We start from the raw sequence: 22,497 nt of genomic DNA, 5'->3' as shown, positions 1-22,497 counted from the left end.
GCCGCCCCAAGATCATCGGAGGACATACAATGCGACTGCTGAGCTATCTGCTGGACGGCGAGGCGCGCTACGGCGCGGCCGTGGACGGCGGCGTGGTCGATCTGACCAGGCGCATCGGCCGCGACTATTCGGACGTCAAGGCGCTGATCGCGGCCAACGCACTCGCCGAAGCGCACGAGGCCGTCGCGGGGCAAAAGCCGGATCATGCGCTGGACAAGCTCGTCCTGTTGCCGCCGGTGCTGGCGCCGGAGAAGCTCTGGTGCATCGGCGTCAATTACGCCGAGCGCAATGCGGAGTATAAAGACAATTCGGACCTTCCCAAATATCCCAGCCTGTTCGTGCGCAGCATGTCCTCGATGACGGGTTCCGGCCAGCCGATCGAGAAGCCGAAGGTTTCGGACCAGCTCGATTACGAAGGCGAGCTCGTCATCGTGATCGGGCAGGGCGGCCGCCACATTCCGCGCGAAAAAGCGTGGTCGCACATCTTCGGCATGACGCTGTGCAATGAGGGCACGATCCGCGACTGGCTGCGCCACGGCAAGTTCAACGTCACGCAGGGCAAGAATTTTGATCGCTCCGGCAGCATCGGTCCGTGGATTGTGACGTCGGACGAGCTCGATCCGCGCGGGCCGCACGACATCACAACGCGCGTCAACGGCGAGGTGCGCCAGCAGGACACCACCGAGCGGCTGATGTTCCCGTTCGATTTCCTGATTTCCTATCTCTCGACCTTCGCGACCCTCAAGCCTGGCGACATGATCGTGACGGGCACACCGACCGGCGCGGGCGCCCGGTTCGATCCGCCACGCTGGCTCAGGGACGGCGACGTCGTCGAGGTCGAGTCCAGCCGCATCGGCGTGCTGCGCAACACCGTGGCGGCGGAGCAGTAAAACGATGCTGGATTCCGCCACGATCGAACGCCTCGCCGCCCGGCTCGATGAAGCCGAGCGAACCAAGACGCTGATCCCGATGTTCACCAAGGACTATCCGGAGTTCAGCATCGAGGATGCCTACGCGGTCCAGCGCGCCTGGACGAAACTCCAGCTCGGCCGCGGCCGAATCATCAAGGGCCACAAAATCGGTCTGACCTCGAAGGCGATGCAGAACGCGGTCGGCATCAACGAGCCCGATTACGGCGTGCTGTTCGCCGACATGTTTTACCCCGATGCCACGCCTGTTCCATTCGACCGCTTCCACGCGCCGCGCATCGAGGTCGAGCTCGCCTTCGTGCTGAAGGCGCCGCTGCGCGGGCCCGATTGCACCATTTTCGACGTGCTCAACGCCACCGACTACGTCACGCCTGCGCTGGAGATTCTGGAGACGCGCATGCACCGCGTCGACCCCGAGACGGGCAGGACCCGCAAGGTGATGGACACGATCTCGGACAACGCGGCCAATGCCGCGCTCGTCCTCGGTGGCCGGCCGATCCGCCCGATGGATGCGGATCTACGCTGGATCGGTGCATTGCTGTTCCGCAACGGCGAGGTCGAGGAGACCGGCCTTGCCGCCGGCGTGCTCAATCACCCCGCCAACGGCATCGCCTGGCTAGCCAACCGCCTCGCACCGCATGACGAGCATCTCCAAGCCGGCGAGGTCGTGCTGGCGGGATCGTTCACGCGTCCCGTCGACATCCGCCGCGGCGACACCTTCCATGCCGATTACGGCGCCTTCGGCTCGGTGTCATGCCAGTTCGTCTGAAGCAATAACAAGCAGGGAGCGCACCATGAGTGGTCAAACGCGGCGCAGGAGCATCCACATCGGCGGCTTCAAGCACGTCAACCCGATTCCGAACGCCTGCCGCATCGGCAATCTCGTGATGTCCGGCGTCATCCTCGGCCGCGATCCCGCGACCAATGCGATGCCCGAAAGCCTGGAGGCCCAATGCGCCAACATGTTCGCCCATATGAAGGCGACGGTGGAGGCCGCCGGCGGCTCGACCTCCGACATCATCAAGATGACGGTGTGGCTGAAGGACCGCTCGCAGCGCGGCCCTGTGAATGTCGAGTGGTTGAAGATGTTTCCGGACGAGCATTCGCGCCCCGCGCGCCACGCGCTGCCGATGGACAACATGGATGGCGGCGCCCTGGTCCAATGCGACTTCACCGCCGTGATCGACTGAAGGAGCGCTCGCATGCCGACCTATCTGCCGTTCGACCCCAACCCGCGCCGCCCAAGCAAGGCGCCGCCGCCGAAGACCATCGACAGCCAGTTTCACGTGCTGGGTCCGATCGAGAAATATCCTGAGCGTCCCGGCGCCGCCTATCGGATGCCGACCGCGACCTGGGAAGCGGCGCTGCGCATGCACAAGACGCTCGGCATCGAGCGCGGCATCATCGTGCAGACCACGACCTACGGCGCCGACCACGCCGTCGTGCTCGACGGCCTTGCCGCGATGGGCCCGAACTATCGCGGCTGCGCCAATGCGCTGGTGTTCGCGGAAGCCAGCGACGCCTATCTCGCAAAACTGCATGATGCCGGCGTGCGCGGCGCGCGCTTCAGCTTCCGCCAGGAGCTCGGCGCCGTGCTGTCGGACGCCGATTTCGCCCGCGCCATCGCCCGCATCCGCGAGCTCGGCTGGTACGTCAAGATCCAGCCCGAGAAGGACGGCATCATGTCGAGCGTCGCCAAATACGAAGATCTCGACGTGCCCGTGCTGATCGACCACATGGCGCGCCCCGACCCCGACGCCGGCAGGAACGATCCGAATCTGCGCAAGATGCTGGAGCTGCTCGCCAAGGGCAATTTCTGGGTCATGCTCTCGCTCGGCGAGAAGACTTCGAAGACCGGCGCGCCTTACGACGACGTGATCCCGATCGCGCGCGCCTATATCGAGGCCGCTCCCGATCGCTGCGTCTGGGCCAGCGACTGGCCGCATCCGGTCTCGGTGAAGCAGCCGCCGAACGATGCCGATCTGTTAGAGCTGATGTACCGTTACGCGCCCGACCAGGCGGAGCTGGAGAAGATCCTGGTGCACAATCCGGCCAAGCTGTTCGGCTTTGCGGATTAGGGCATGAGAGGATTGGGCTGAGCAGCTCGCCACGCGCGCGGTGCGCTCCCTCTCCCGCGTGCGGGAGAGGGTCGGGGTGAGGGCTCTTTCCTCTAGGGGATTGTCCCATTGCGGAGACACCCTCTCCCCAACCCTCCCCCGCAAGCGGGGGAGGGAGCGCACCTTCATCGCCGCGACAATCGGGCCCTCACCCCACCGGCTGCTTCGCGAGCCTATCCCGCACCTCCGCTGCGATCTCGAACGAGCGCAGCCGTGCCGTGTGGTCGTAGATCTGCCCCGTCGTCATCAATTCGTCCGCGCCGGTTTCAGTGATCAGCGCCTTCAGCTTCGCTTCGACCACATCGGGCGACCCGACCGCCGAGCATGACAGCGCTTGCGCAACGCCGGCCTTCTCCGCCGGCGACCACAACGCGTCCATGTCCTCCACCGGCGGCGGCAGCGGCCCCGGCGTGCCGCGGCGCAGGTTGATGAATTGCTGCTGCAGCGAGGAGAACATCCGCTGTGCCTCTTCATCGCTGTCGGCCGCGAACACGTTGACGCCGATCATCGCATAGGGCTTGTCGAGCTGCGCCGAGGGCTCGAAGCGCGCACGATATTCGCGCAGCGCCGGCATCATCATCTGCGGCGCGAAATGCGAGGCGAACGCGAAGGGCAGGCCGAGCATTGCCGCCAGCTGCGCGCCAAAGGTGCTCGATCCCAAGATCCACAGCGGCACCTTGGTCCCCATGCCGGGCACGGCGCGGATCGCCTGGTTCGGCTGCACGTCGCCGAGCAGCGCCTGCAGCTCCAGCACGTCATGCGGAAAGTTCTCGGACGTGGTGGCAAGGTCGCGCCGCAGCGCCCGCGCGGTGAACTGGTCGGTGCCCGGCGCCCGGCCGAGCCCGAGGTCGATCCGTCCGGGATAGAGCGATTCCAGCGTGCCGAACTGCTCGGCGATGACGAGCGGCGAGTGGTTCGGCAGCATGATCCCGCCGGAGCCGACGCGGATCGTTTTCGTTCCGCCCGCGATGTGGCCGATCACTACCGACGTCGCCGCGCTCGCGATGCCCGTCATGTTGTGATGCTCGGCCAGCCAGAACCGCTTGAAGCCCCACGTCTCGGCATGCCGGGCCAGATCGAGCGAATTGCGAAAGGCCTGCGCCGCGTCGCCGCCCTGCCGAATGGGTGCGAGGTCGAGCACGGAGAAGGGGATCATGGGAGGGCTGCCAGTGTGGAGGGGCCGCGTGACGGTGCGCGCTTGCAGGACACACATGTAGTGGCAGCGCGCAGAATAGGTAGAGCACTTGCGGGCCCTCTTGTCAGCTCATCTGAGAGATGCACGCCGCGAAGACGGCCGTTCACAACACTGTTATTGCAGGCCCTGGCGCACCTCGCGCCAACTGGGCGTTTTACACCTGGTATTGTAGCTTGCGGGAAGCAGCTGCGCTGCTGCCAGGAGGAACTGGCATGACCACGGTCGTCTTCACCCGCCGCAACCTCCTCGCTGCCGGCGGCTCCGTCCTCGCAACGGGCCTTCTGGCAACCGGCGATTCCGGCCTCCTGATGCCCGCCCGTGCGGCGGGCCTCGCACCGACCGAGTCGATGTCGGGCGGCGCGAACAATTACCGCAAGGGCGCGGCGATCGTGGAGCGGATCGGCAAGGGCGGTTTCTGGATGAGCGGCACCGTGCGCCGCGCCGGCGACGGGGCTCCGCTGGCCGGGCAGCGCATCCAGATCTGGGCGCACACCGTCGAAGGGCGGGAGCACGAGCCGCAGAGCCACGGCGCAACGCTCACCGACAAGGACGGCAGGTTCCGGCTGGAGATGCCGCAGATCATTCCGATCTTCGGCCAGCCGCACGGCCACCTCGCCTATGACAGCGGCGAGTTCAAGACCGTCTTCCTGCGGCCGGTGATGCGGAGCGCCAAGGAGACCAGCCTGGAGGCGCACTTCGTGCTGCAGCCGGCTTGAACCCGACTTGCAGATGACGCGATGGAGATCGGCCCGGGCGCCCCTGATCTGGGGCGCCCTTGGCTTGGCGATCGGCGTGCCGGTTGCGCTTGCTGCGGCCAGCGAGCAGCTGGCATGGCGCGATCCTGTCTACATTATCGCCGGCTTCGCCGGGATCATCGCCCTCGGTCTCGTGCTCGTGCAGCCCTTGCTGATCGGCGGCTACCTGCCGCGATTGTCGGCCTATCGCGGCAGGCGCGCCCATCACTGGATCGGCGGCGCGCTTGCTGTCGCGATTCTGATCCACGTCGCCGGCCTCTGGATCACCAGCCCGCCCGACATGGTGGACGCACTGACCTTCTCATCGCCGACGCCGTTCTCTCCCTTCGGCGTGATCGCGATGTGGGCCATCTTCGCGGTTGCATTCCTGGCTCTGTTGCGAAGGCGGTTGGGATTGCGGCCGCGAACCTGGCGCATCATCCATATTCCCCTCGCCATCGTCATCGTCGCAGGTAGCGTGGTCCATTGCCTGCTGATCGAGGGGACGATGGAGACGATCTCCAAGGTGGCACTCTCTGCGCTCGTCCTCGCGGCGGCCGTGAAAGTCATGATCGACCTCCAGGTGTGGCGCAAGCGAAGGACGCCGCGCGGGGAGAATGTCGCACGGCAATAATCCGGCGGATCTGGTCAGCTCCAGGACTTCCCCAGGGGGCTATCGCATTTGGGAGTTTTCCCCGCGGCCATCCTTCGAGACGCCCGCTTTGGGCGGGCTCCTCAGGATGAGGGTGGAGTGCGCGGCAGCAAATTTCAACGAGCACTGATGCTGATTAGCCTCATCCTGAGGAGGCGCGTCAGCGCCGTCTCGAAGGACGAGGCGTGCGCGCTGGCCGCTGGTACGAGTCATCTGCGATAACCTGGGGACTTCCCCAGTCCCATCTCTTGTGCGCAGAATGGCGCGCGCCAAGCATCGTCATCGGGCCGGGAGGATCTCGACATGGCAGAGCAGACCATTCGCTTCGACGACGGTGCCGCCTACGAGCAGATGATGGGAATCTGGAGCCGGTTCGCAGGCGAGATATTCCTTGATTGGCTGGCACCTCCTGCAGGCTTGCGGTGGATCGACATCGGTTGCGGCAACGGCGCCTTCACTGAACTCCTGGTCGAGCGCTGCAACCCCGCCGAGGTCCAGGGCATTGACCCCTCGGCCGAGCAGCTTGCTTTTGCGCGCACACGACCTGCGGCGCGCGTGGCAAAGTTTCACCAGGGCGATGCGATGGCACTTCCTTTCGCCGACGCCAGCTTCGATGCCGCTGTGATGGCGTTGGTTCTGGTGTTCGTTCCGGACCCTGCGAGGGGCGTCAGCGAAATGGTGCGGGTCGTTGTCCCCGGCGGTGCGGTCATGACGTATATGTGGGACATGTTGGGTGGCGGCTTTCCGCTCGACCCGATCTATGACGAGATGAAGGCAATGGGCATTCCGGCAACGCGCCCGCCACGGATGGATGCCTCTCGCATGGAAGCGTTGCGGGACCTGTGGCGAGGAGCAGGTCTCGAGGACGTGCAAACGCGAGAGATTACGGTGCAACGGACGTTTTCAGGTTTCGATGATTTCTGGGCAATCAGTCTGAAGTCCCCCGCGCTCCGGCCTTCCGTTGCCGCCATGAGGCCCGCGGACGTCGAGACCCTCATCGCGCGGGTGCGTGCGGGCCTGCCGGCGCATGCGGACGGCCGCATCACCTGCACTGCGCGCGCGCACGCGATCAGGGGGCGCCGGCCCAAATAGCTCGCACTGTGCGGCCCGTAGGATGGATAGAGCACTTGCGAAACCCATCATCTTCGCCACCGCACGAGTCTGATGGGTTTCGCTGCGCGCGGCAGTGGTCCAGAGTCGAGAGGTGAAATCTCTCGCCGCGTCATTGCGAGGAGCCCTTGCGACGAAGCAATCCAGACTGTTTCCGCGGACACATTCCTGGATTGCTTCGCTACGCTCGCAATGACGGAACCTGGCTGCACCGCTTAGCTTGCCGCAGCCTTCGACCGGGCGTAACCTCGCGCAATGCTCGTCACGTCCCCCGATCTGAAAGCGTTCCTGCTGGCGACGCCGTTCTTCGGCGGGCTTTCGGAGGCAGGCCTCGACCTCTTGATCTCGATGCTAGTCGAGCGCCGCTTCGAGGCCGACGCGACCGTTGTGGCCGAGGGCGAGCCGGGACGTTCGATGTTCATCGTCAAGTCCGGCCGGCTGGCGGTGAGCAAACGCACGCATGCGGGCAGGGTCATCCCGATATCGCGTTTGGAGCCTGGCGATTTCTTCGGCGAGATGACGCTGATCGAAATGCAGAACCGCTCCGCCACTGTTATCGCGGAGGCGCCTACCGTGCTGTACGAGCTGACGGCCCAAAAGCTCTATGCCTGCTACAAGGCAGACATCCACGCCTACGTGATCGTTCTGCAGAACATCAATCGCGAGCTATGCCGGCGGTTGCGCCGTTCGGACGACCGCTTCGCAGCACTGCAAATGAATGGCGACCATTGATGGTGCGCAGTGCGTACGATGGGTAGAGCCCTTGCGAAACCCATCATGTTTCGTGGCTCGACAAGGAGCAGATGGGTTTCGCTTCGCTCTACCCATCCTACGGGCTACTGAGATCCTCGACGCGCATCACGACTTGTCGTGTGCGTACTTCTCCAGGACCAGCCGATTATACTCGTCCCTGACGGCTCTGCGGGAAACATGTCCCTTCCGGTCCTTGGCGATTTTCAAAAGATCAGGATCGGTCGGTGCTTTTGATTTCCGCCGAAATCTCGCAAGAAGAGGAATCGTCGGCTCCGACATCCTTCCAAACAGGCGGTCGAACCATCCCATCGTGTCCTCCCGGACAGGTCGCGAGCGAAAAGACTAGCACCATGAAATGAGGGGTCAACGTGCCGTGTGGCCGCAACCTTTCGAAGAGGCGCAACCGGAAGGACACCGATCGCAACGCTTCTGGCCCGTCGGGCAAAACACCGCCGCGTTGCGAGATTCTGCTTCATGTGTGAACGCAGGAATGAGCGAGCTTGCCCGCCGCAGCAGTCGCCAGGGCGATCAGCGGCGCGCGGCGATCGCCGTCAGCTCCAGCTTGACGCCCGGGCCGAGATCCGCAACGCCGATCGCGGCCCGCGCCGGCAGATGCTCCGCAGTGAAATAGCGCTTCCACACCTGGTTGAACGCGGCCTTCTCCGTGAGGTCGGCCACGAAGATCGTCACCTGCAGAACGCAGGAGAGATCGGAGCCGGCTCCCTCGAGCAGGGTCCTCAACTGGCGCAGCACATCGTCGGCCTGGCCGGCCATGTCGAGCCGGGCATCTTCAGGGACGATGCCGCCGAGATAGAGCACGCCATTATGCTCGACGATCTCGTGGAGCAGTCCTTCATAGGGCAGGGAGCGTGTGATCACGATCGCATCCATGGGTGTTGCGGGCGCGCTGGCCAGGCACAAGGCTTGGTTCAACAAGGCTTGGTTCAACGCGGCTCGCGTCGGTGAGGAAAGCTGGTGCTGCCAGACAGGATTGAACTGTCGACCTCTCCATTACCAATGGAGTGCTCTACCACTGAGCTACGGCAGCATGTGCTGGGACAAGAATCGGCCGCCCGAGGGGCCTACCAAGCGGGCCGATATCTGCCACAAGCCCCCCTCCTGCGCAAGCTTGCTAGCCCCGCCAAAACGAGAAAATCGGGCCGATATCGGCGCCAAAATGCCCGTTTTCGTCCGGACTGACCGCCTTCATGCCGATTCGGGGTCTGATATCCCTGCCCAACTGGTCAGTTGGCCGGGGAGCCGGATTCGATCCATCTCGCGTTTCGCAAGGGTCCTATCGCCTCACCCTCTTGAGCTGCCACACTTCGATGGCATCCTGTGGCCGGTTGCTGTGATGGAGCCGCGATGGGCGACGAGACTGACAAGAGCGCGAGGCAGCCGAGGGCGTCCCGGGACGACCGGCTGAAATCGGCGCTGCGCGAAAACCTGAAGCGGCGGAAGTTGCAGGCGCGCGAACGCGCCGCAAGCACCGACCCCTCGCAGAACGACGATGGTTCCCTAAATGAGGGGGCCGCCGGCAAGACCTCTCGTTGAACGCCGGCGGCTGGAAATTTGGAGTGCAAGCAGTGGCCATGGGGCAGGACGAAATACAACGAACCGATCGTGATGCGCAGCTGTTGCGGTTCACCCGCCCCGAGCAGACCTTTCCGGCGCTGACGCCCGCCGAGATCGAACGGATCAGGCACTTCGGCGAAATCCGCACCTACGCGGACGGCGAGTTGCTGTTCGAGACCGGCAAGCCCGGGCCCGGCATGTTCGTGGTGCTGGCGGGCCACGTCGCCATCACCCAGCGCGACGGTCTCGGCCACGTCACGCCCGTGATCGATCAGGGGCCGGGGCAATTCCTGGCCGAGCTTGGCCAGCTCTCGGGCAGGCCGGCGCTGGTCGACGGCCGCGCCGAAGGCAATGTCGAGGTGCTGCTCGTCCCGCCGGACCGGCTGCGCGCGCTGCTGGTGGCCGAAGCCGAGCTTGGCGAGCGCATCATGCGCGCGCTGATCCTGCGCCGGGTCAATCTGATCCAGGGCGGCATCGGCGGCCCCGTGCTGATCGGGCCCTCGAACTCCGCGGGCGTGGTGCGCCTGCAGGGCTTTCTCACCCGCAATGGCCAGCCGCATCATCTGCTCGATCCCGAGAGCGAGCATGACGCCGCCGAACTGATCGCGCGCTATTCGCCGAAGCCGGAGGATTGGCCGCTCGTCGTCACGGCCGGCGGCACGGTGCTGCGCAATCCCAGCGAGACCGAGCTCGGCCGCGCCATCGGCATGATTGGCGGGGCCAAGGACGACCGTATCTACGATGTCGCCATCGTCGGCTGCGGGCCGGCGGGGCTCGCGACTGCGGTCTACGCTGCGTCCGAAGGTCTCTCGGTCGCGGTCGTCGACACCCGCGCCTTCGGCGGCCAAGCCGGCGCCAGCGCGCGCATCGAGAACTATCTGGGCTTCCCGACCGGCATCTCCGGCCAGGCGCTGGCGGGCCGCGCCTTCACGCAGGCGCAGAAGTTCGGCGCCGACATCATGATTCCGATGTCGGTGAGCTCGCTGGATTGCTCGCGCGTCAACGGCACCTTCGCGCTGGCGCTGGATTGCGGCGAAACCTTGCGCTCCCGTTCGGTGGTGGTCGCCAGCGGCGCGCGCTATCGCCGTCCCGATATTGCCAACCTCGAGAAGTTCGAGGGCCGCGGCGTCTGGTACTGGGCATCGCCCGTGGAGGCGCGGCTCTGCGCCGGCGAGGAGGTGGCTCTGGTCGGCGCCGGCAATTCGGCCGGCCAGGCCGCCGTGTTCCTGTCGGGCCATGCGAAAAAAGTGCTGATGATCATCCGCGGCGGCGGCCTTGGCGCCAGCATGTCGCGCTATCTCATCGAGCGCATCGAAGCGACCCCGAACATCGAACTGATGTTCAACACCGAGATCACCGCGCTCGAGGGCGACGAGGCCTCGCTGCTGCGGCGCATCCGCTGGAAGAGCCGGCTCTCGGATGACGAGGATTCCGCCGACATCCGCAATCTCTTCCTGTTCGTCGGCGCCGATCCCGCCACGTCCTGGCTCGAGGGTTGCGGCGTGACGCTCGATCGCGGCGGCTTCGTGGTCACGGGCGCGCAGTCGGAGCAGAACCAGGGCAAGCTGGTGGCGCCGCTCGAGACCTCCGTGCCCGGCGTCTACGCCGTCGGCGACGTCCGCTCCGGCTCGGTCAAGCGCGTCGGCGGCGCCATCGGCGAGGGCGCGCAGGTCGTTGCCTCCCTGCATGGTTATCTCGGCGACGCCGCAAAACCGGCGCTTTAGTCAAGGACAAGGCAAGGCAATGGCAAGCCAAATCCGGCTTGTCATCTTGCTGCGCAATGCGTGACTATCCCCTCGTCGCGAGGCAAATCGCGCGCGGAAAAAACAACGATTCAACGGGAGGACCAAATGGCTGAAGTCGTCGTGCTCTACAAGACACCCAAGGATGCTGCCGCCTTCGACAAGTACTATGCCGAGACGCACATTCCACTCGCCAAGAAACTTCCCGGCCTGAAGAACTACGCCGTCAGTAAAGGGCCGGTCGCATCTCCCGCAGGCCCTTCCGGAATCCATCTCGTCGCCATCCTCACCTTCGACAGCGTGGCCGACGTTCAGGCCGCCTTTGCCAGCCCGGAAGGCAAGGCGACCGGCGCCGACGTGCCGAAATTCGCCAGCGGCGGTGCCGACATCCTGATCTTCGATACCAAGAACGTGTGAGTTCGATTCAACTTTCGTCGAAAGCCTGCCGTCGTTTGTGACAGCGCTGCAAAAAGTTCAGCCATGCGTTTTTCGATTTCGCACGATGACGCATGGCTGCGCTCATGCATGTGACGACAACGCAGGTGGTAATCCGATGAGGACCGTAATACTATTCTCGTCACCTCAACGCCGAGAGTAGGAGAGATGTCATGGTGCTTGGCCTAAGCCTGCCCGCCCTTACGCTGATCCATGTCATCATCAGCCTGATTGCCATCGTCGCCGGGCTTGTCGTGATGTTCGGCCTGCTTGGCTCGAAGTCGATGCCGGGCCTGACTGCGATCTTCCTGCTGTTCACCATTCTCACCAGCGCGACTGGTTTCCTGTTTCCATTCAAGGAGCTGCTGCCCTCGCACATCATTGGCATCATCTCGCTGGTGCTGCTCGCGATTGCCTGTTTCGCGCTCTACGGCATGAAGCTCGGCGGCGTCTGGCGCCCGGTCTACATCGTCACCGCGATGATCTCGCTCTATTTCAACGTCTTCGTGCTGGTGATCCAGTCGTTCCTCAAGGTGCCCGCACTTGCCGCGCTCGCGCCCGCCGTGCCCCCGGCGCCGCCATCGGGGCCGGTCTTCGCCGTGGTGCAGGGCATCGTGCTGGTGTTCTTCGTCGTGCTGACCATCGGCGCCTGGCGCCGCTACAAGCCCCTGGCGTTTGCCTGATTGGCCCCTCTCGTCATTCCGGCCATCGCACAGCGATAAAGTCTGGTGCGCAATCGCGCACCAGAGAATCCCGATTTATCAATCTCCAGATTCCGGGTTCGCGCTGACGCGCGTCCCGGAATGACGTCTCTCATTGAAAGGAGCCCCACCATGCCCACCATCACCACCAAAGACGGCGTCGAGATCTTCTACAAGGACTGGGGCTCGGGCCAGCCGATCGTGTTCAGCCATGGCTGGCCGCTGTCCTCGGACGATTGGGACGCGCAGATGATGTACTTCGTCACGCGCGGCTATCGCGTCATCGCCCATGACCGCCGTGGCCACGGCCGCTCGGCGCAGGTCGCCGACGGCCACGACATGGATCATTATGCCGACGATCTCGCCGCGCTCACCGCGCATCTCGACCTCAAGAACGCCCTCCATGTCGGCCATTCCACCGGCGGCGGCGAGGTCGTGCACTACATCGCCCGTCACGGCGAGAGCCGCGTCGCGAAGGCCGCGATCCTCTCCGCGGTGCCGCCGCTGATGGTGCAGACCGCAGCCAATCCCGGCGGCCTGCCGAAGAGCGTGTTCGACGATTTCCAGGCCCAGCTTGCCGCCGGCCGCTCGGCCTTCTACCGCGACATCGCCGCCGGCCCGTTCTACGGCTACAACCGCCCCGGCGCAAAACCGCTGGAAGCGGTGATCGAGAACTGGTGGCGCCAGGGCATGATGGGTGGCGCGAAAGCGCATTACGACGGCATCGTCGCGTTCTCGCAAACCGATTTCACTGAGGATCTGAAGAAGATCAACGTCCCGGTGCTGGTGATGCATGGCGACGACGACCAGATCGTGCCATACGCGGACTCGGCGCCGCTCTCGGCCAAGTTGCTCAAGAAAGGCGTCCTGAAGACCTACAAGGGATTCCCCCACGGCATGCCGACCACGCATGCCGAGACGATCAACGCGGATCTCCTGGCGTTCTTCAGGGAGTGAGGTTTCACGACTCTCACCCTCCCTTGTTGTGGGAATGGGTGGCTCGCCGCGTAGCGGCGAGCCGGACGAGGGCTTAACTTGTGTGTGGAAATTTCGGGGCTCGTGCGCGTTGAGCCCCGTCCACTCCAGGAGAGGCGCGGCGATGTCGCCCCAGCTCAAACTGATCGCTCTCGACGCCGACGACCTCGCCGTGATCTCGACCCATGTCCAGGACGCCCGCGTCCAGGCTTCCGATATCATTTGGCGGCAGGGCGAGAAACGGCTTGTGGTCGGAATGAGCCGGCTGGACTGGGAGCAGACCTTGGAGGGCGAGACCGAGCCGCGCCGGCTGGTCGCAGCGCTCCGTTTCGACCGTGTGCTCGCCTGCAAGTCGCGCAACATTGACCTCGCCGCGCCGGACAAGATCCTGGATCTCGTCGGCATTGAATTTCACCCCCGGGACGGCCGCGCCGAGGAGCCCGGCGGCAGCGCCCTGCTTTTGTTCGCCCAGGGCGGCGCCATCCGCCTGGACGTCGAGTGTCTGGAATGCGAGCTGACCGATCTCGGGGCCGACACGCTGGGCACTGGAGTCCAGGGGGAGGGCTGAAGAGGCCGTATACCAGCCGAATGGGCCCTGGCTGGGATGGCATCTGCCGAGGGTTGACGCAGCTTTCCCGCCGCGCCATTGAGCAGGGGACCTGGTGCGCCGACCCGCCCCTCAAGACCAGCCGGAAGCCAAGCGAAACATGCCCGTTCGCCTCGACCGCAGCAGCGCTGATTTCGACCAGCGATTCGCCGCCTTCCTCGCCGCCAAGCGCGAGGCGTCGGCCGACGTCGAGGCCGCCGCGCGCGCGATCGTCGACGACGTGGCCAAGCGTGGCGACGCCGCCCTGCTCGAGGCGACGGCCAAGTTCGACCGCTTGAGGCTGGACGCATCCTCCTTGCGCGTCTCCGCCGCCGAGATCCAGGCCGCCGTGAAGGCCTGCGAGCCTGCGACGCTGGATGCGCTCGAGCTTGCGCGCGACCGCATCGAGACCTATCACCGCCGCCAGCTGCCGAAGGACGAGCGCTTCACCGATCCGCTCGGCGTCGAGCTTGGCTGGCGCTACACCGCAATCGAATCCGCCGGCCTCTACGTCCCCGGCGGCACGGCGGCCTATCCGTCCTCGGTGCTGATGAATGCCGTGCCGGCGAAAGTCGCCGGCGTGTCGCGCCTCGTGATGGTGGTGCCCTCGCCGGACGGCAAGCTCAATCCGCTGGTCCTGGCGGCCGCCCATCTCGGCGGCGTCACCGAGATCTACCGTGTCGGCGGTGCGCAGGCGGTGGCCGCGCTGGCGCATGGCACCGCGACCATCGCGCCGGTCGCCAAGATTGTCGGCCCGGGCAATGCCTATGTCGCTGCCGCGAAACGGCTGGTGTTCGGCAAGGTCGGCATCGACATGATCGCCGGCCCCTCGGAGGTGCTCGTCATTGCCGACGACACCGGCAACGCCGATTGGATCGCCGCTGACCTCTTGGCGCAGGCCGAGCACGATTCCAGCGCGCAGTCGATCCTGATCACGGACTCGGCGCGCCTTGCCGCCGACGTCGAAAAGGCGGTCGAGGCGCAGCTGAAGACGCTGCCACGCGCCGCGATCGCCAGCGCGTCCTGGGCCGATTTCGGCGCCGTTATCATGGTGAAGAACCTGGGCGACGCCGTCCCGCTTGCCGACGCCATCGCGGCCGAGCATCTCGAGATCATGACCGTCGATCCCGACGCGCTCGCGGCGAAGATCCGCAATGCCGGCGCGGTGTTCCTCGGACCGCACACGCCCGAAGCGATCGGCGATTATGTCGGCGGCTCCAACCACGTGCTGCCGACGGCGCGCTCGGCGCGGTTTTCCTCCGGGCTCTCGGTGCACGACTTCATGAAGCGCACCTCGATCCTGAAATGCGGACCGGATCAATTGCGTGCGCTGGGTCCGGCCGCGATGACGCTCGGCAAGGCGGAGGGGCTGGATGCCCATTCCCGCTCGATTGGATTGCGCCTCAATCTGTCATGACAAAGCCGCCCGCACAGGACGACTCGACCAATCGCATCGTCGGCGTCTCGCTCGACGAGGAATCGATCGGCCGTTCCGGGCCCGACATCGAGCACGAGCGGGCGATCGCGATCTACGATCTGATCGAGCAGAACCTGTTTGCGCCCGAGGGTGCGGAGGGCAAGGGCCCGTTCACGCTGCATATCGGCATCACCGGCAACCGGCTGATGTTCGACATTCGCCGCGAGGACGGCACGCCCGTGGTCGCGCATCTGCTCTCGCTGACGCCGTTCCGGCGGATCGTGAAGGACTATTTCATGATCTGCGACAGCTATTACCAGGCGATCCGCACCGCGACCCCCGACAAGATCGAGGCCATCGACATGGGCCGCCGCGGCATCCACGACGAAGGATCGCGCACGCTGCAGGAGCGGCTGAAAGGCAAGGTGCGGGTCGACTTCGAGACCTCGCGCCGGCTGTTCACGCTCATTACAGTCCTGCACTGGAAGGGCTGAGCGCGATGGCGGATCCGCCACGCGCACGCGATCCTCAGTCGGTGCTGTTCGCCTGTGCGATGAACAGCGTGCGCTCGCCGATGGCCGCGAGCCTGTTGCAGCACATGTTTCCGCAAGGGCTCTATGTGAAGTCGGCCGGCACCAAGAAGGGCGAGCTCGATCCCTTCGCCGTCGCCGTGATGGGCGAGCTCGGCCAGGACATCTCCGGCCACAAGCCGCAGACCTTCGAGGAGCTGGAGGATTGGGAGGGACTGAATTTCGACCTCATCATCACGCTCTCGCCCGAAGCGCATCACAAGGCGCTGGAGCTGACGCGAACGCTCGCGGCCGAGGTCGAATACTGGCCGACGCAGGATCCCACCACCATCGAAGGCAGCCGCGACCAGAAGTTAGCTGCCTATCGCGAGGTCTGCGATCAGCTTCTGATGCGCATCCGGCGGCGCTTCGCCAAGGTCGGCGCGGCGAACGGGTAGCATCAGCCCGCCGTAACACCCGCGTCACAGAGAGCAGGCACAGCCGTGGCGGATACCTCGAATCACCAAACTCCGGTTCCCGGGTTGTGAAATCAGCCCCCTTCCGATAGGTTCCGCGCGCAATTCACCCCTGCCTCATCTTCCAAATCACCTGATGCTTGGCCGCCCCAAATTCGTACTTGCCTCCGGCTCGCCGCGTCGGCTGTCGCTGCTCAACCAGGCCGGCATCGAGCCGGATGCGCTCCGGCCGGCCGACGTCGACGAGACGCCGAAGCGGGGCGAGCTGCCGCGCGCCTGCGCCAACCGGCTGGCCAGGGCCAAGGCCGACGCTGCGCTGAAGTCGGTGCAGCTCGACGACGAACTGCGCGGCGCCTTCATCCTCGCCGCCGACACGGTGGTGGCGGTCGGCCGCCGCATCCTGCCCAAGGCCAATCTGGTCGACGAAGCCGCGCAGTGCCTGCGTCTCCTCTCCGGCCGCAACCACCGCGTCTACACCGCGATCTGCCTGGTCACGCCGCGCGAGGCTTTCCGCCAGCGTCTGGTCGAGACGCGCGTGCGCTTCAAGCGCCTGTCCGAGGACGACATCCAGGCCTATATCGGCTCCGGCGAATGGCGCGGCAAAGCCGGCGGCTACGCCGTGCAGGGCATCGCCGGATCCTTCGTGGTCAAGATGGTGGGGTCCTACACCAACGTCGTCGGCCTGCCGCTGTACGAGACCACGACGCTGCTCGGCGGCGAGGGCTTTCCGATCCGCTTCGGCTGGCTCAATACCACCGCGGTGTGAGCCCAAGTGAGCCCAAGGGCCGCGCCGACAAAAACCTCGAAAACAACCCCATGCACAGTAGAATGGCCCCGCCGGGTCCGCGCCGCGGCACATGCGCGGCTGCACCGGGAACCCGTTTCCTCGCGGGCGCTTGAACCCCGTTACCTCGTGTAAGCTGCCGACATCCATGGACGACCAGGTCACCAAGCCCACCGGCCCGCTCAAAACCTGCCCGATCTGCGGCAAGCCGCAGGCGCAGGCCACCCGTCCGTTCTGCTCCTCGCGCTGTCGCGACGTCGATCTGAACCGCTGGCTGAAGGGCTCCTACGTCATCCCCGGCCGCGACGACGAAACCGACGACGTCGAATAATCGAGCTATTTCAATGTACTAAGAGCGTCACTGAGGTGCCGAGCACCAGCCGCAGCAACCCCGCTCGATCTTGTGCACAGAGGGGCCGCGCCCGGCGCAGCCACTTGGCGAAGCCGGGTGGACAGGCCGCCTCGAGCCCACTATAAACCGCCCGCTCGATGGGCTTTGGCCCCTCTCTTGGAGCACGCCCAGGTAGCTCAGTTGGTAGAGCATGCGACTGAAAATCGCAGTGTCGGTGGTTCGATTCCGCCCCTGGGCACCAATCTACGCTTTTCCACACTGAAGCACGATCTCGTACGATAGCGCTTGCCAGATGACCGGCGCGAAGCGCGCTCGCGTTTTTCTTTTCTCTTCCTGGAGCTTGCCAAGAGGCATCTGGAAAACCCGGCGCGCGGCGGCGTCTGGAATCAAGGCATCTAAGTCGTTCGGCAGGCTTGGCCGACCGCCTAGGCTCCCGCTAAAGGCTGCGCGATCCCGCGCGGCTTCCGCAGGAGCCCAACCATGAAGCAACTCAAGGATATAGCCATCGAAGCCCATGGAGGCCTCGATCGGTGGCGGCAGTTCGAGCAGGTGTCGGCCGATCTTGTGCAGGGCGGCGTCCTGTGGTCCTTGAAGGGACAGGCAGTCACCCTCGAGCGGACCAACGTCACCGTGGGTCTGAAGAGGCAGTGGGCGTCACACGCTCCGTTCGGCGCTGACCATCGCCGCTCGCGCTTTGAGCCGAGCCGGGTGGCTCTGGAAGCAGACAACGGAACGGTTCTCGAAGAGCTGCTTGAGCCGCGCGCGAGCTTTGCCGGCCATGAGTTGCAAACGCCGTGGACTGAACTGCAACTCGCCTACTTCGCCGGCTGCGCGATGTGGACCTATCTGAACATGCCGTTCCCGCTTGCCTGGCCGAGACTTGAGACCGAGGAACTGGAGCCCTGGCCGACCGACAGCGGAGACTGGCGCCGCCTTGCGGTGCGATTTCCGGCAGAGATCGCGACGCACAGCACCGTGCAGACGCTCTATTTCGACGGTGAGGGGCTGCTGAAGCGCCACGACTACAACGTCGAGATCTCCGGCAACACGCCCGGCGCGCATATCATCGAAGACTACACGGAAGTCTCGGGCATCAAATTCCCGACGAAACGCCGGATCTATTCCCGCCAGCCAGACGGCAGCTTCAGCACCGAGCCCCTCGTCGTTTCGATCGATCTTTCCAACATCCGGCTCAGCTAGCGATGAGCCTTTGGAATCCAAACTCGACGGCGTGAGAAGCCGGTGGCCTTATGACGATTGATCCGACATGGGCCGCCTTCTCACACGCATTGCCGCGGTCGCGCGTCGATCATAGTGCGGCCAGCGGTCCGGCATCATTGCGGATGGCTCTAGGGACCTCCCCAAGCACGCGCGCAAACGCCAGACGCATCCGCTCTCGGTTCGCGAACCCCACCTCGCGAGCGATGACCTCGATCGGCAACCGACTTTGTTCCAGCATCAACTTCGCGGCTTCGACACGCAACGCTTCGACCGCCTTTGCGGGCGTGGTGCCGGTTTCCGCCCGAAACAGCCGCGTGAACTGCCGGGGGCTGAGGCACGCGGCCTCGGCAAGCTCGTCAACGGTGAGGTTTTCGGCAAGGTTCTGACGAGCGTAGTTCAGCACGCGCTGGACCCGATCTTCATTCGCGCCGAGGTCCAGCAAAGTGGAATGCTGGGACTGTCCGCCTGAGCGGCGATGGTACATGACCATGCCCTTCGCGACCGAACGGGCAATATCGGAGCCGTGGTCGCGCTCGATCATGCCCACGACCAGGTCCGTTCCCGCGGTCATGCCGGCTGACGTCCATATCGGTCCGTCCGCGATGAAGATCTTGTCCATGTCGACCTCGCAGCTGGGGAAACGGTCCTGCAGCGCCTGCGCGTAACGCCAATGCGTGGTGGCGCGCCGGCCGTTCAGCAAGCCCGCATCTCCCAGGACGAACGAGCCCAGGCAGATGGCGGCGACGCGGCGCGCGTCGCGAGCAGCAGCGCGAAGCAGCCGAACCAATCCCGGCGACGAGGTCGGTATCTCCAGGCCCGCGGCGACGATCAGCGTGTCATAGCGAGCATCGTCGATTGGGTCCGTCATGACCTGCATGCCGGATGACGAGGCGACCAGTCCTCCTTCCTCCGAGAGGACGCGCACGTCATAGACCTTCTCGCCGGCCTGCTTGTTGGCCACGTCGAACGCTGCGACGGCTCCGAAGCAGACGGGTTGGAAACTCGGGCAAAGGACGAGGCCGATCTTCATGCTTTCTCCGCGACGGTTGCTAATCGCCTAGATGGTCGTTCCAGCGATGTTTCGCCATGCATGGCCGGAATGATGGCATCTACGTCCTGTCGGCTTGGGCAGGCCGCTGGTAGCGCTCCGACAGGTTTTTCAGACCTTGGAGCTTTCATGTCGAGCGATCCGACGACATACAGCGCTGTTCAGGCCGTCGCGCCGGGACAGCTCGAACTGACGCAAAAGCCGCTTGTCGATCCCGGCCCCGGGCAGGTCCGCCTTCGCGTCGAGGCCTGCGGTGTCTGCCACTCCGACGCCGCGACCGTCGAAGGGGCTTTTCCGATCCAATGGCCGCGCGTGCCGGGCCACGAGGCTGTAGGCGTGATCGACGCGGTCGGCAGCAACGTCGAGGGTTGGACGCTCGGGCAGCGCGTCGGCATCGGCTTCCTCGGAGGTAGTTGCGGACACTGTGCAGAGTGCCGCGGCGGCGATCTCGTCAATTGCCGGAACCAGGAGTTCACCGGCGTTCATCATGACGGGGGCTACGCGCAGTACATGCTCGCGCGCTCAAGTGGCCTCGTGTCGATTCCCGATGGGCTCGCCTCGGAAGACGCCGCTCCGCTGCTCTGCGCCGGACTGACGACCTTCAGCGCGCTCCGCAACTCTCCCGCTCGCGCCGGCGATCTGGTCGCCGTGATCGGCATTGGCGGCCTCGGGCACCTCGCCGTGCAGTTCGCCCGGCGCATGGGCTTCGAGGTCGTGGCGATTGGGCGCGGACCGGACAAAGGTGGTCTCGCCGGAAAGCTTGGCGCCCACCATTATGTCGACAGCTCGAGCGTCGCGGTTGCTTCCGCGCTGCAGGATCTGGGCGGCGCGCAGCTCGTCGTCATCACCGCGTCAGGTGGTAGCGCTGTGGCAGACGCGGTGAAGGGGCTTCGGCCGCGCGGCCGGATCATCGCGCTCGGCGCATCTCCCGAACCTGCGAAGATCGCGACGTCCGACCTCCTGTTCGGCGAGCGCTCGATCGAAGGCGCCTTGACCGGCGATCCAGCGACCGCCGATGCCACCTTGCGGTTCAGCTCGCTCGCTGGCGTTGCCGCCATGATCGAGACGATGCCGCTAGAACGCGCGCCGGAAGCGTATCGCAAGATGATGGCGGGCGAAGCCCGCTTTCGCATCGTCCTCACCATGTAGATGCGCTGCCAATCATCAGGATCGACTCCGCATCAAGCAAATGCAACTCACAAAGGAGCAACCATGTCGCTCGAAACCGCTAGAACAGAATCTTTGAACGTCGGCGATGTGCGCTTCGCCTTCCGGCGGCTCGGCCCGACGGCCGGGACGCCGCTCATCCTGCTGCAGCACTTCACCGGGACGATGGATGCCTGGGATCCGGCAGTGGTGAATAGCCTTGCTGAAACGCGGCCGGTCATTGCGTTCAACAATCTCGGCATAGGCACCTCCACCGGCCGGACGCCCGACACGGTGGAGCAGATGGCCTCGGATGCCGAGACATTCATACGAGGCCTTGATCTGCCAAAGGTTGACCTCCTCGGCTTCTCCCTCGGCGGCATGCTCACCCAAGTGCTTGCCGTGCAGCACCCCGGCTTGATCCGCAAGCTCATCATCGCCGGCGCTGCACCGCGCGGGGGCGAGGAACATCTGCTCGCCGTAGTCGACGAAGCCTTCGCTCAAAGCGGGACGGATGTGCGGTTGCCCCTGTTCTTCACACCCTCCGAAGAAAGTCAGCGCGCCGGCCGCGCTTTCGTCGCCCGCGCAACCATGCGCAAGGAGGATCGTGATCCGGACAGCGGCGAGGATGTCAGCAACGCGCAGGCGAAGGCAATCATTGGCTGGTGCGCCAGGAAGCATGAAGGCGAAGCGACGCTCGGCGCCATCGCGCAGCCTACGCTCATCGTGCACGGCAGCGACGACACGATGTTTCCGAGCATCAACGCCTACAACATGTTCAAGGCTATGAAGAACGCCCAGCTCGTTCTCTATCCGGACTCCGGCCACGGCGCGCTGTTCCAGTATCCAGCGAGGTTCGTCGCCCATTGCCGAACCTTCCTGGACGAGTGAGGGAAGAGATCGATGCCAATCTTCAGCAACTGGCGATCGAAGCCCATGGCGGCCTCGATCGGTTTCGGCAGTTCTCGTTCCTCACGGCGCGGCTTCACCAATTTGGCATCCTCTGGAATCCGAAGGGAAAGCCGGACGTGCTCACTCATGCCAATACGTTCTTGTTGCTTGCTAGAAATTCTCTCGATATTTCAATTACAAGAGCGTCGGAGAGCGCATCCCGCCCCTGCGCACCACGCCCCGGACGTCGGACATCCCCCGAGCTGTAGCTGCCCCCGAGCCACGACCCTCGTCCGCTATACGCAGCCGGCCGCCGCTGATATGATCCTCCGACAGTAAACGGCAGCTCGCCACCATACTTTTCTGCGATGCCGGCCTTCTGATCGGACCTCGATCCCGCTCGCGCCATTTCGCATTGCTTCGACAAGAACGCTGAACAAATTCGTCAACGGCTGCCGCGTCCCCGCTCACATCAGGAGATGTGCCATGACTGCATCGGACTGGCGTCTCGAAGGCGAATGGATGAAGAACTGCACCTGTGCGTTCGGCTGCCCCTGCGATTTCAACGCACGGCCGACCCAAGGCTATTGCAAGGGATTGGTCGCCATGCGGATCGCCAAGGGACATTTCGAAGGGACCAGGCTCGATGGTCTCTGCTTTGCGATCACGGTCGATTTCCCCGGGCCGCTGCATGAGGGCAACGGGACAATCCAGCCCATCATCGACGAACGCGCCACGGCGGAGCAGCGACAGGCGTTGTTCGATATCTTCTCCGGTAAGCATTCGGCCGAAGGCACGCTGTTCCAGATCGTCAGCATGATCGTCACCAAGATCCATGATCCCGTGTTTGTGCCGTTCGAGTTCTCCTTCGACAAGGACGGACGCGTCGCAAGACTCGTCGCCAAGGGCGTGCTCGAGACCGATGTCGAGCCGATCAAGAATCCGGTGACCGGTGATCCGCACCGCATCCAGGTGGTCATGCCCGAAGGGTTCGAACATCGGACGGCCGAGGTCGCATCCGCCGACATCCGCTCGACCGGCGCGATCCGGTTCGAGACCCGCGCTACGCATAGCTCGCTCGCCAATGTCGTGCAGACGCCTAAGGGCGTTGCGGCATGATGCGGCGCTGACACCGACACAAGATCTCGG

27 protein-coding genes and 2 tRNA genes are annotated in these 22,497 nt (G+C 64.8%); 24 read left to right on the top strand and 5 right to left on the bottom strand.

From position 1 onward, the window contains the following. Nucleotides 1-29 precede the first annotated feature (29 nt). The 4 genes from I6F20_RS15985 to I6F20_RS15970 are packed head-to-tail and all read left to right on the top strand — an operon-like array spanning nt 30 to nt 3,007. The gene (locus I6F20_RS15985; protein ID WP_225126914.1) at nt 30-890 is read left to right on the top strand and encodes a fumarylacetoacetate hydrolase family protein; all 861 of its coding nucleotides are present in this window, start codon (nt 30-32) and stop codon (nt 888-890) included. A 4-nt stretch (nt 891-894) separates the two neighbouring features. Continuing rightward, on the top strand, nt 895-1,698 hold the full coding sequence (gene hpaH, locus I6F20_RS15980; RefSeq protein ID WP_225126912.1) for a 2-oxo-hept-4-ene-1,7-dioate hydratase: 804 nt from the start codon (nt 895-897) through the stop codon (nt 1,696-1,698). A 25-nt stretch (nt 1,699-1,723) separates the two neighbouring features. Further along, nucleotides 1,724-2,119, top strand: a complete 396-nt coding sequence (locus I6F20_RS15975) for a RidA family protein (protein WP_225126910.1) — start codon at nt 1,724-1,726, stop codon at nt 2,117-2,119. A 12-nt stretch (nt 2,120-2,131) separates the two neighbouring features. Beyond that, the gene (locus tag I6F20_RS15970; protein ID WP_036014382.1) at nt 2,132-3,007 is read left to right on the top strand and encodes an amidohydrolase family protein; all 876 of its coding nucleotides are present in this window, start codon (nt 2,132-2,134) and stop codon (nt 3,005-3,007) included. A 187-nt stretch (nt 3,008-3,194) separates the two neighbouring features. On the opposite strand, the gene I6F20_RS15965 is transcribed toward I6F20_RS15970, so the two are convergent. Then, nucleotides 3,195-4,202: an LLM class flavin-dependent oxidoreductase gene (locus tag I6F20_RS15965; protein WP_036014381.1), complete on the bottom strand. Its 1,008-nt coding sequence runs from the start codon at nt 4,200-4,202 to the stop codon at nt 3,195-3,197. Nucleotides 4,203-4,453: 251 nt separating this feature from the next. Here I6F20_RS15965 and I6F20_RS15960 point away from each other — a divergent pair, with 251 nt between their 5' ends. From I6F20_RS15960 to I6F20_RS15945, 4 genes are all read left to right on the top strand, one after another. Further along, nucleotides 4,454-4,957, top strand: coding sequence for a peptidase associated/transthyretin-like domain-containing protein (locus tag I6F20_RS15960; protein WP_225126908.1), 504 nt, complete (start codon nt 4,454-4,456; stop codon nt 4,955-4,957). A 13-nt stretch (nt 4,958-4,970) separates the two neighbouring features. Then, on the top strand, nt 4,971-5,609 hold the full coding sequence (locus I6F20_RS15955; RefSeq protein ID WP_225126907.1) for a ferric reductase-like transmembrane domain-containing protein: 639 nt from the start codon (nt 4,971-4,973) through the stop codon (nt 5,607-5,609). Nucleotides 5,610-5,930: 321 nt separating this feature from the next. Then, entirely contained in the window at nt 5,931-6,719 is a 789-nt protein-coding gene (locus I6F20_RS15950) for a class I SAM-dependent methyltransferase (protein ID WP_225113375.1), read from the top strand. A 273-nt stretch (nt 6,720-6,992) separates the two neighbouring features. Beyond that, the gene (locus I6F20_RS15945) at nt 6,993-7,469 is read left to right on the top strand and encodes a cyclic nucleotide-binding domain-containing protein (protein ID WP_036014373.1); all 477 of its coding nucleotides are present in this window, start codon (nt 6,993-6,995) and stop codon (nt 7,467-7,469) included. Nucleotides 7,470-7,595: 126 nt separating this feature from the next. Here the strand turns inward: I6F20_RS15945 and I6F20_RS15940 are convergent, their stop codons facing one another. From I6F20_RS15940 to I6F20_RS15930, 3 genes are all read right to left on the bottom strand, one after another. Next, nucleotides 7,596-7,799, bottom strand: coding sequence for a hypothetical protein (locus I6F20_RS15940; protein ID WP_036026980.1), 204 nt, complete (start codon nt 7,797-7,799; stop codon nt 7,596-7,598). A 219-nt stretch (nt 7,800-8,018) separates the two neighbouring features. Then, nucleotides 8,019-8,369 carry a RidA family protein gene (locus I6F20_RS15935; RefSeq protein ID WP_156446945.1) on the bottom strand — a complete coding sequence of 117 codons (351 nt, stop codon included), beginning with the start codon at nt 8,367-8,369 and terminating at the stop codon, nt 8,019-8,021. Nucleotides 8,370-8,463: 94 nt separating this feature from the next. After that, nucleotides 8,464-8,538: transfer RNA gene (locus I6F20_RS15930), tRNA-Thr, on the bottom strand. Between the two features lie 317 nt (nt 8,539-8,855). On the opposite strand from I6F20_RS15930, the gene I6F20_RS15925 reads away from it, so the two are divergent. The 13 genes from I6F20_RS15925 (at nt 8,856) to I6F20_RS15865 (ending at nt 18,242) form a co-directional block, all read left to right on the top strand. Further along, nucleotides 8,856-9,044, top strand: coding sequence for a hypothetical protein (locus I6F20_RS15925; RefSeq protein WP_036014369.1), 189 nt, complete (start codon nt 8,856-8,858; stop codon nt 9,042-9,044). A gap of 38 nt (nt 9,045-9,082) precedes the next feature. Further along, nucleotides 9,083-10,789 (top strand): FAD-dependent oxidoreductase, encoded by a 1,707-nt coding sequence (locus tag I6F20_RS15920; RefSeq protein ID WP_225127159.1) that lies wholly within the window; start codon nt 9,083-9,085, stop codon nt 10,787-10,789. Nucleotides 10,790-10,915: 126 nt separating this feature from the next. Continuing rightward, a complete protein-coding gene (locus tag I6F20_RS15915; protein WP_036014366.1) occupies nt 10,916-11,224 on the top strand; it encodes an EthD family reductase in 309 nt (102 codons plus the stop codon). Nucleotides 11,225-11,415: 191 nt separating this feature from the next. Next, a complete protein-coding gene (locus I6F20_RS15910) occupies nt 11,416-11,925 on the top strand; it encodes a hypothetical protein (RefSeq protein WP_036014365.1) in 510 nt (169 codons plus the stop codon). A gap of 150 nt (nt 11,926-12,075) precedes the next feature. Then, complete coding sequence (locus tag I6F20_RS15905; RefSeq protein ID WP_036026985.1) at nt 12,076-12,900, top strand: alpha/beta fold hydrolase; 825 nt, start codon at nt 12,076-12,078, stop codon at nt 12,898-12,900. A gap of 142 nt (nt 12,901-13,042) precedes the next feature. Then, nucleotides 13,043-13,486: a DUF2948 family protein gene (locus I6F20_RS15900; protein WP_036014359.1), complete on the top strand. Its 444-nt coding sequence runs from the start codon at nt 13,043-13,045 to the stop codon at nt 13,484-13,486. 139 nt (nt 13,487-13,625) lie between these two features. Further along, nucleotides 13,626-14,921, top strand: coding sequence for a histidinol dehydrogenase (gene hisD / locus I6F20_RS15895; RefSeq protein ID WP_225126906.1), 1,296 nt, complete (start codon nt 13,626-13,628; stop codon nt 14,919-14,921). Continuing rightward, nucleotides 14,918-15,415: a UPF0262 family protein gene (locus tag I6F20_RS15890; RefSeq protein ID WP_225113371.1), complete on the top strand. Its 498-nt coding sequence runs from the start codon at nt 14,918-14,920 to the stop codon at nt 15,413-15,415. The genes hisD and I6F20_RS15890 overlap by 4 nt, the downstream gene beginning before the upstream one ends. Before the next feature lie 5 nt (nt 15,416-15,420). Next, entirely contained in the window at nt 15,421-15,888 is a 468-nt protein-coding gene (locus I6F20_RS15885; protein ID WP_225126905.1) for an arsenate-mycothiol transferase ArsC, read from the top strand. A gap of 154 nt (nt 15,889-16,042) precedes the next feature. Further along, nucleotides 16,043-16,672, top strand: coding sequence for a Maf-like protein (locus tag I6F20_RS15880; RefSeq protein WP_057027605.1), 630 nt, complete (start codon nt 16,043-16,045; stop codon nt 16,670-16,672). Nucleotides 16,673-16,838: 166 nt separating this feature from the next. Further along, nucleotides 16,839-17,021 carry a DNA gyrase inhibitor YacG gene (gene yacG / locus I6F20_RS15875; RefSeq protein ID WP_225126904.1) on the top strand — a complete coding sequence of 61 codons (183 nt, stop codon included), beginning with the start codon at nt 16,839-16,841 and terminating at the stop codon, nt 17,019-17,021. A 186-nt stretch (nt 17,022-17,207) separates the two neighbouring features. Beyond that, nucleotides 17,208-17,283: transfer RNA gene (locus I6F20_RS15870), tRNA-Phe, on the top strand. A gap of 239 nt (nt 17,284-17,522) precedes the next feature. Further along, entirely contained in the window at nt 17,523-18,242 is a 720-nt protein-coding gene (locus tag I6F20_RS15865) for a hypothetical protein (protein ID WP_225126903.1), read from the top strand. 109 nt (nt 18,243-18,351) lie between these two features. On the opposite strand, the gene I6F20_RS15860 is transcribed toward I6F20_RS15865, so the two are convergent. Beyond that, on the bottom strand, nt 18,352-19,293 hold the full coding sequence (locus I6F20_RS15860; protein WP_225126902.1) for a GlxA family transcriptional regulator: 942 nt from the start codon (nt 19,291-19,293) through the stop codon (nt 18,352-18,354). A 147-nt stretch (nt 19,294-19,440) separates the two neighbouring features. On the opposite strand from I6F20_RS15860, the gene I6F20_RS15855 reads away from it, so the two are divergent. The 3 genes from I6F20_RS15855 to I6F20_RS15845 all read left to right on the top strand — a co-directional run bounded on the left by I6F20_RS15855 (nt 19,441) and on the right by I6F20_RS15845 (nt 22,467). Further along, nucleotides 19,441-20,460 (top strand): alcohol dehydrogenase catalytic domain-containing protein, encoded by a 1,020-nt coding sequence (locus I6F20_RS15855; RefSeq protein WP_225126901.1) that lies wholly within the window; start codon nt 19,441-19,443, stop codon nt 20,458-20,460. A gap of 63 nt (nt 20,461-20,523) precedes the next feature. Further along, on the top strand, nt 20,524-21,348 hold the full coding sequence (locus tag I6F20_RS15850; protein ID WP_050996003.1) for an alpha/beta fold hydrolase: 825 nt from the start codon (nt 20,524-20,526) through the stop codon (nt 21,346-21,348). Nucleotides 21,349-21,834: 486 nt separating this feature from the next. Beyond that, on the top strand, nt 21,835-22,467 hold the full coding sequence (locus I6F20_RS15845; protein WP_225126899.1) for a DUF1326 domain-containing protein: 633 nt from the start codon (nt 21,835-21,837) through the stop codon (nt 22,465-22,467). Nucleotides 22,468-22,497: the final 30 nt, after the last annotated feature.

The organism is Bradyrhizobium sp. IC3123 (genome assembly GCF_020193625.1).
GTDB classification, from domain to species: domain Bacteria; phylum Pseudomonadota; class Alphaproteobacteria; order Rhizobiales; family Xanthobacteraceae; genus Bradyrhizobium; species Bradyrhizobium yuanmingense.
This window is presented reverse-complemented; position numbering and strand designations above follow the sequence as displayed.

Coding starts and splice junctions, on each gene's coding strand:
- I6F20_RS15985 (WP_225126914.1), top strand. CDS start 30: ATGCGACTGCTGAGCTATCTGCTGGACGGCGAGGCGCGCTACGGCGCG.
- hpaH (WP_225126912.1), top strand. CDS start 895: ATGCTGGATTCCGCCACGATCGAACGCCTCGCCGCCCGGCTCGATGAA.
- I6F20_RS15975 (WP_225126910.1), top strand. CDS start 1,724: ATGAGTGGTCAAACGCGGCGCAGGAGCATCCACATCGGCGGCTTCAAG.
- I6F20_RS15970 (WP_036014382.1), top strand. CDS start 2,132: ATGCCGACCTATCTGCCGTTCGACCCCAACCCGCGCCGCCCAAGCAAG.
- I6F20_RS15965 (WP_036014381.1), bottom strand. CDS start 4,202: ATGATCCCCTTCTCCGTGCTCGACCTCGCACCCATTCGGCAGGGCGGC.
- I6F20_RS15960 (WP_225126908.1), top strand. CDS start 4,454: ATGACCACGGTCGTCTTCACCCGCCGCAACCTCCTCGCTGCCGGCGGC.
- I6F20_RS15955 (WP_225126907.1), top strand. CDS start 4,971: ATGACGCGATGGAGATCGGCCCGGGCGCCCCTGATCTGGGGCGCCCTT.
- I6F20_RS15950 (WP_225113375.1), top strand. CDS start 5,931: ATGGCAGAGCAGACCATTCGCTTCGACGACGGTGCCGCCTACGAGCAG.
- I6F20_RS15945 (WP_036014373.1), top strand. CDS start 6,993: ATGCTCGTCACGTCCCCCGATCTGAAAGCGTTCCTGCTGGCGACGCCG.
- I6F20_RS15940 (WP_036026980.1), bottom strand. CDS start 7,799: ATGGGATGGTTCGACCGCCTGTTTGGAAGGATGTCGGAGCCGACGATT.
- I6F20_RS15925 (WP_036014369.1), top strand. CDS start 8,856: ATGGGCGACGAGACTGACAAGAGCGCGAGGCAGCCGAGGGCGTCCCGG.
- I6F20_RS15920 (WP_225127159.1), top strand. CDS start 9,083: ATGGGGCAGGACGAAATACAACGAACCGATCGTGATGCGCAGCTGTTG.
- I6F20_RS15915 (WP_036014366.1), top strand. CDS start 10,916: ATGGCTGAAGTCGTCGTGCTCTACAAGACACCCAAGGATGCTGCCGCC.
- I6F20_RS15910 (WP_036014365.1), top strand. CDS start 11,416: ATGGTGCTTGGCCTAAGCCTGCCCGCCCTTACGCTGATCCATGTCATC.
- I6F20_RS15905 (WP_036026985.1), top strand. CDS start 12,076: ATGCCCACCATCACCACCAAAGACGGCGTCGAGATCTTCTACAAGGAC.
- I6F20_RS15900 (WP_036014359.1), top strand. CDS start 13,043: ATGTCGCCCCAGCTCAAACTGATCGCTCTCGACGCCGACGACCTCGCC.
- hisD (WP_225126906.1), top strand. CDS start 13,626: ATGCCCGTTCGCCTCGACCGCAGCAGCGCTGATTTCGACCAGCGATTC.
- I6F20_RS15890 (WP_225113371.1), top strand. CDS start 14,918: ATGACAAAGCCGCCCGCACAGGACGACTCGACCAATCGCATCGTCGGC.
- I6F20_RS15885 (WP_225126905.1), top strand. CDS start 15,421: ATGGCGGATCCGCCACGCGCACGCGATCCTCAGTCGGTGCTGTTCGCC.
- I6F20_RS15880 (WP_057027605.1), top strand. CDS start 16,043: ATGCTTGGCCGCCCCAAATTCGTACTTGCCTCCGGCTCGCCGCGTCGG.
- yacG (WP_225126904.1), top strand. CDS start 16,839: ATGGACGACCAGGTCACCAAGCCCACCGGCCCGCTCAAAACCTGCCCG.
- I6F20_RS15865 (WP_225126903.1), top strand. CDS start 17,523: ATGAAGCAACTCAAGGATATAGCCATCGAAGCCCATGGAGGCCTCGAT.
- I6F20_RS15860 (WP_225126902.1), bottom strand. CDS start 19,293: ATGAAGATCGGCCTCGTCCTTTGCCCGAGTTTCCAACCCGTCTGCTTC.
- I6F20_RS15855 (WP_225126901.1), top strand. CDS start 19,441: ATGTCGAGCGATCCGACGACATACAGCGCTGTTCAGGCCGTCGCGCCG.
- I6F20_RS15850 (WP_050996003.1), top strand. CDS start 20,524: ATGTCGCTCGAAACCGCTAGAACAGAATCTTTGAACGTCGGCGATGTG.
- I6F20_RS15845 (WP_225126899.1), top strand. CDS start 21,835: ATGACTGCATCGGACTGGCGTCTCGAAGGCGAATGGATGAAGAACTGC.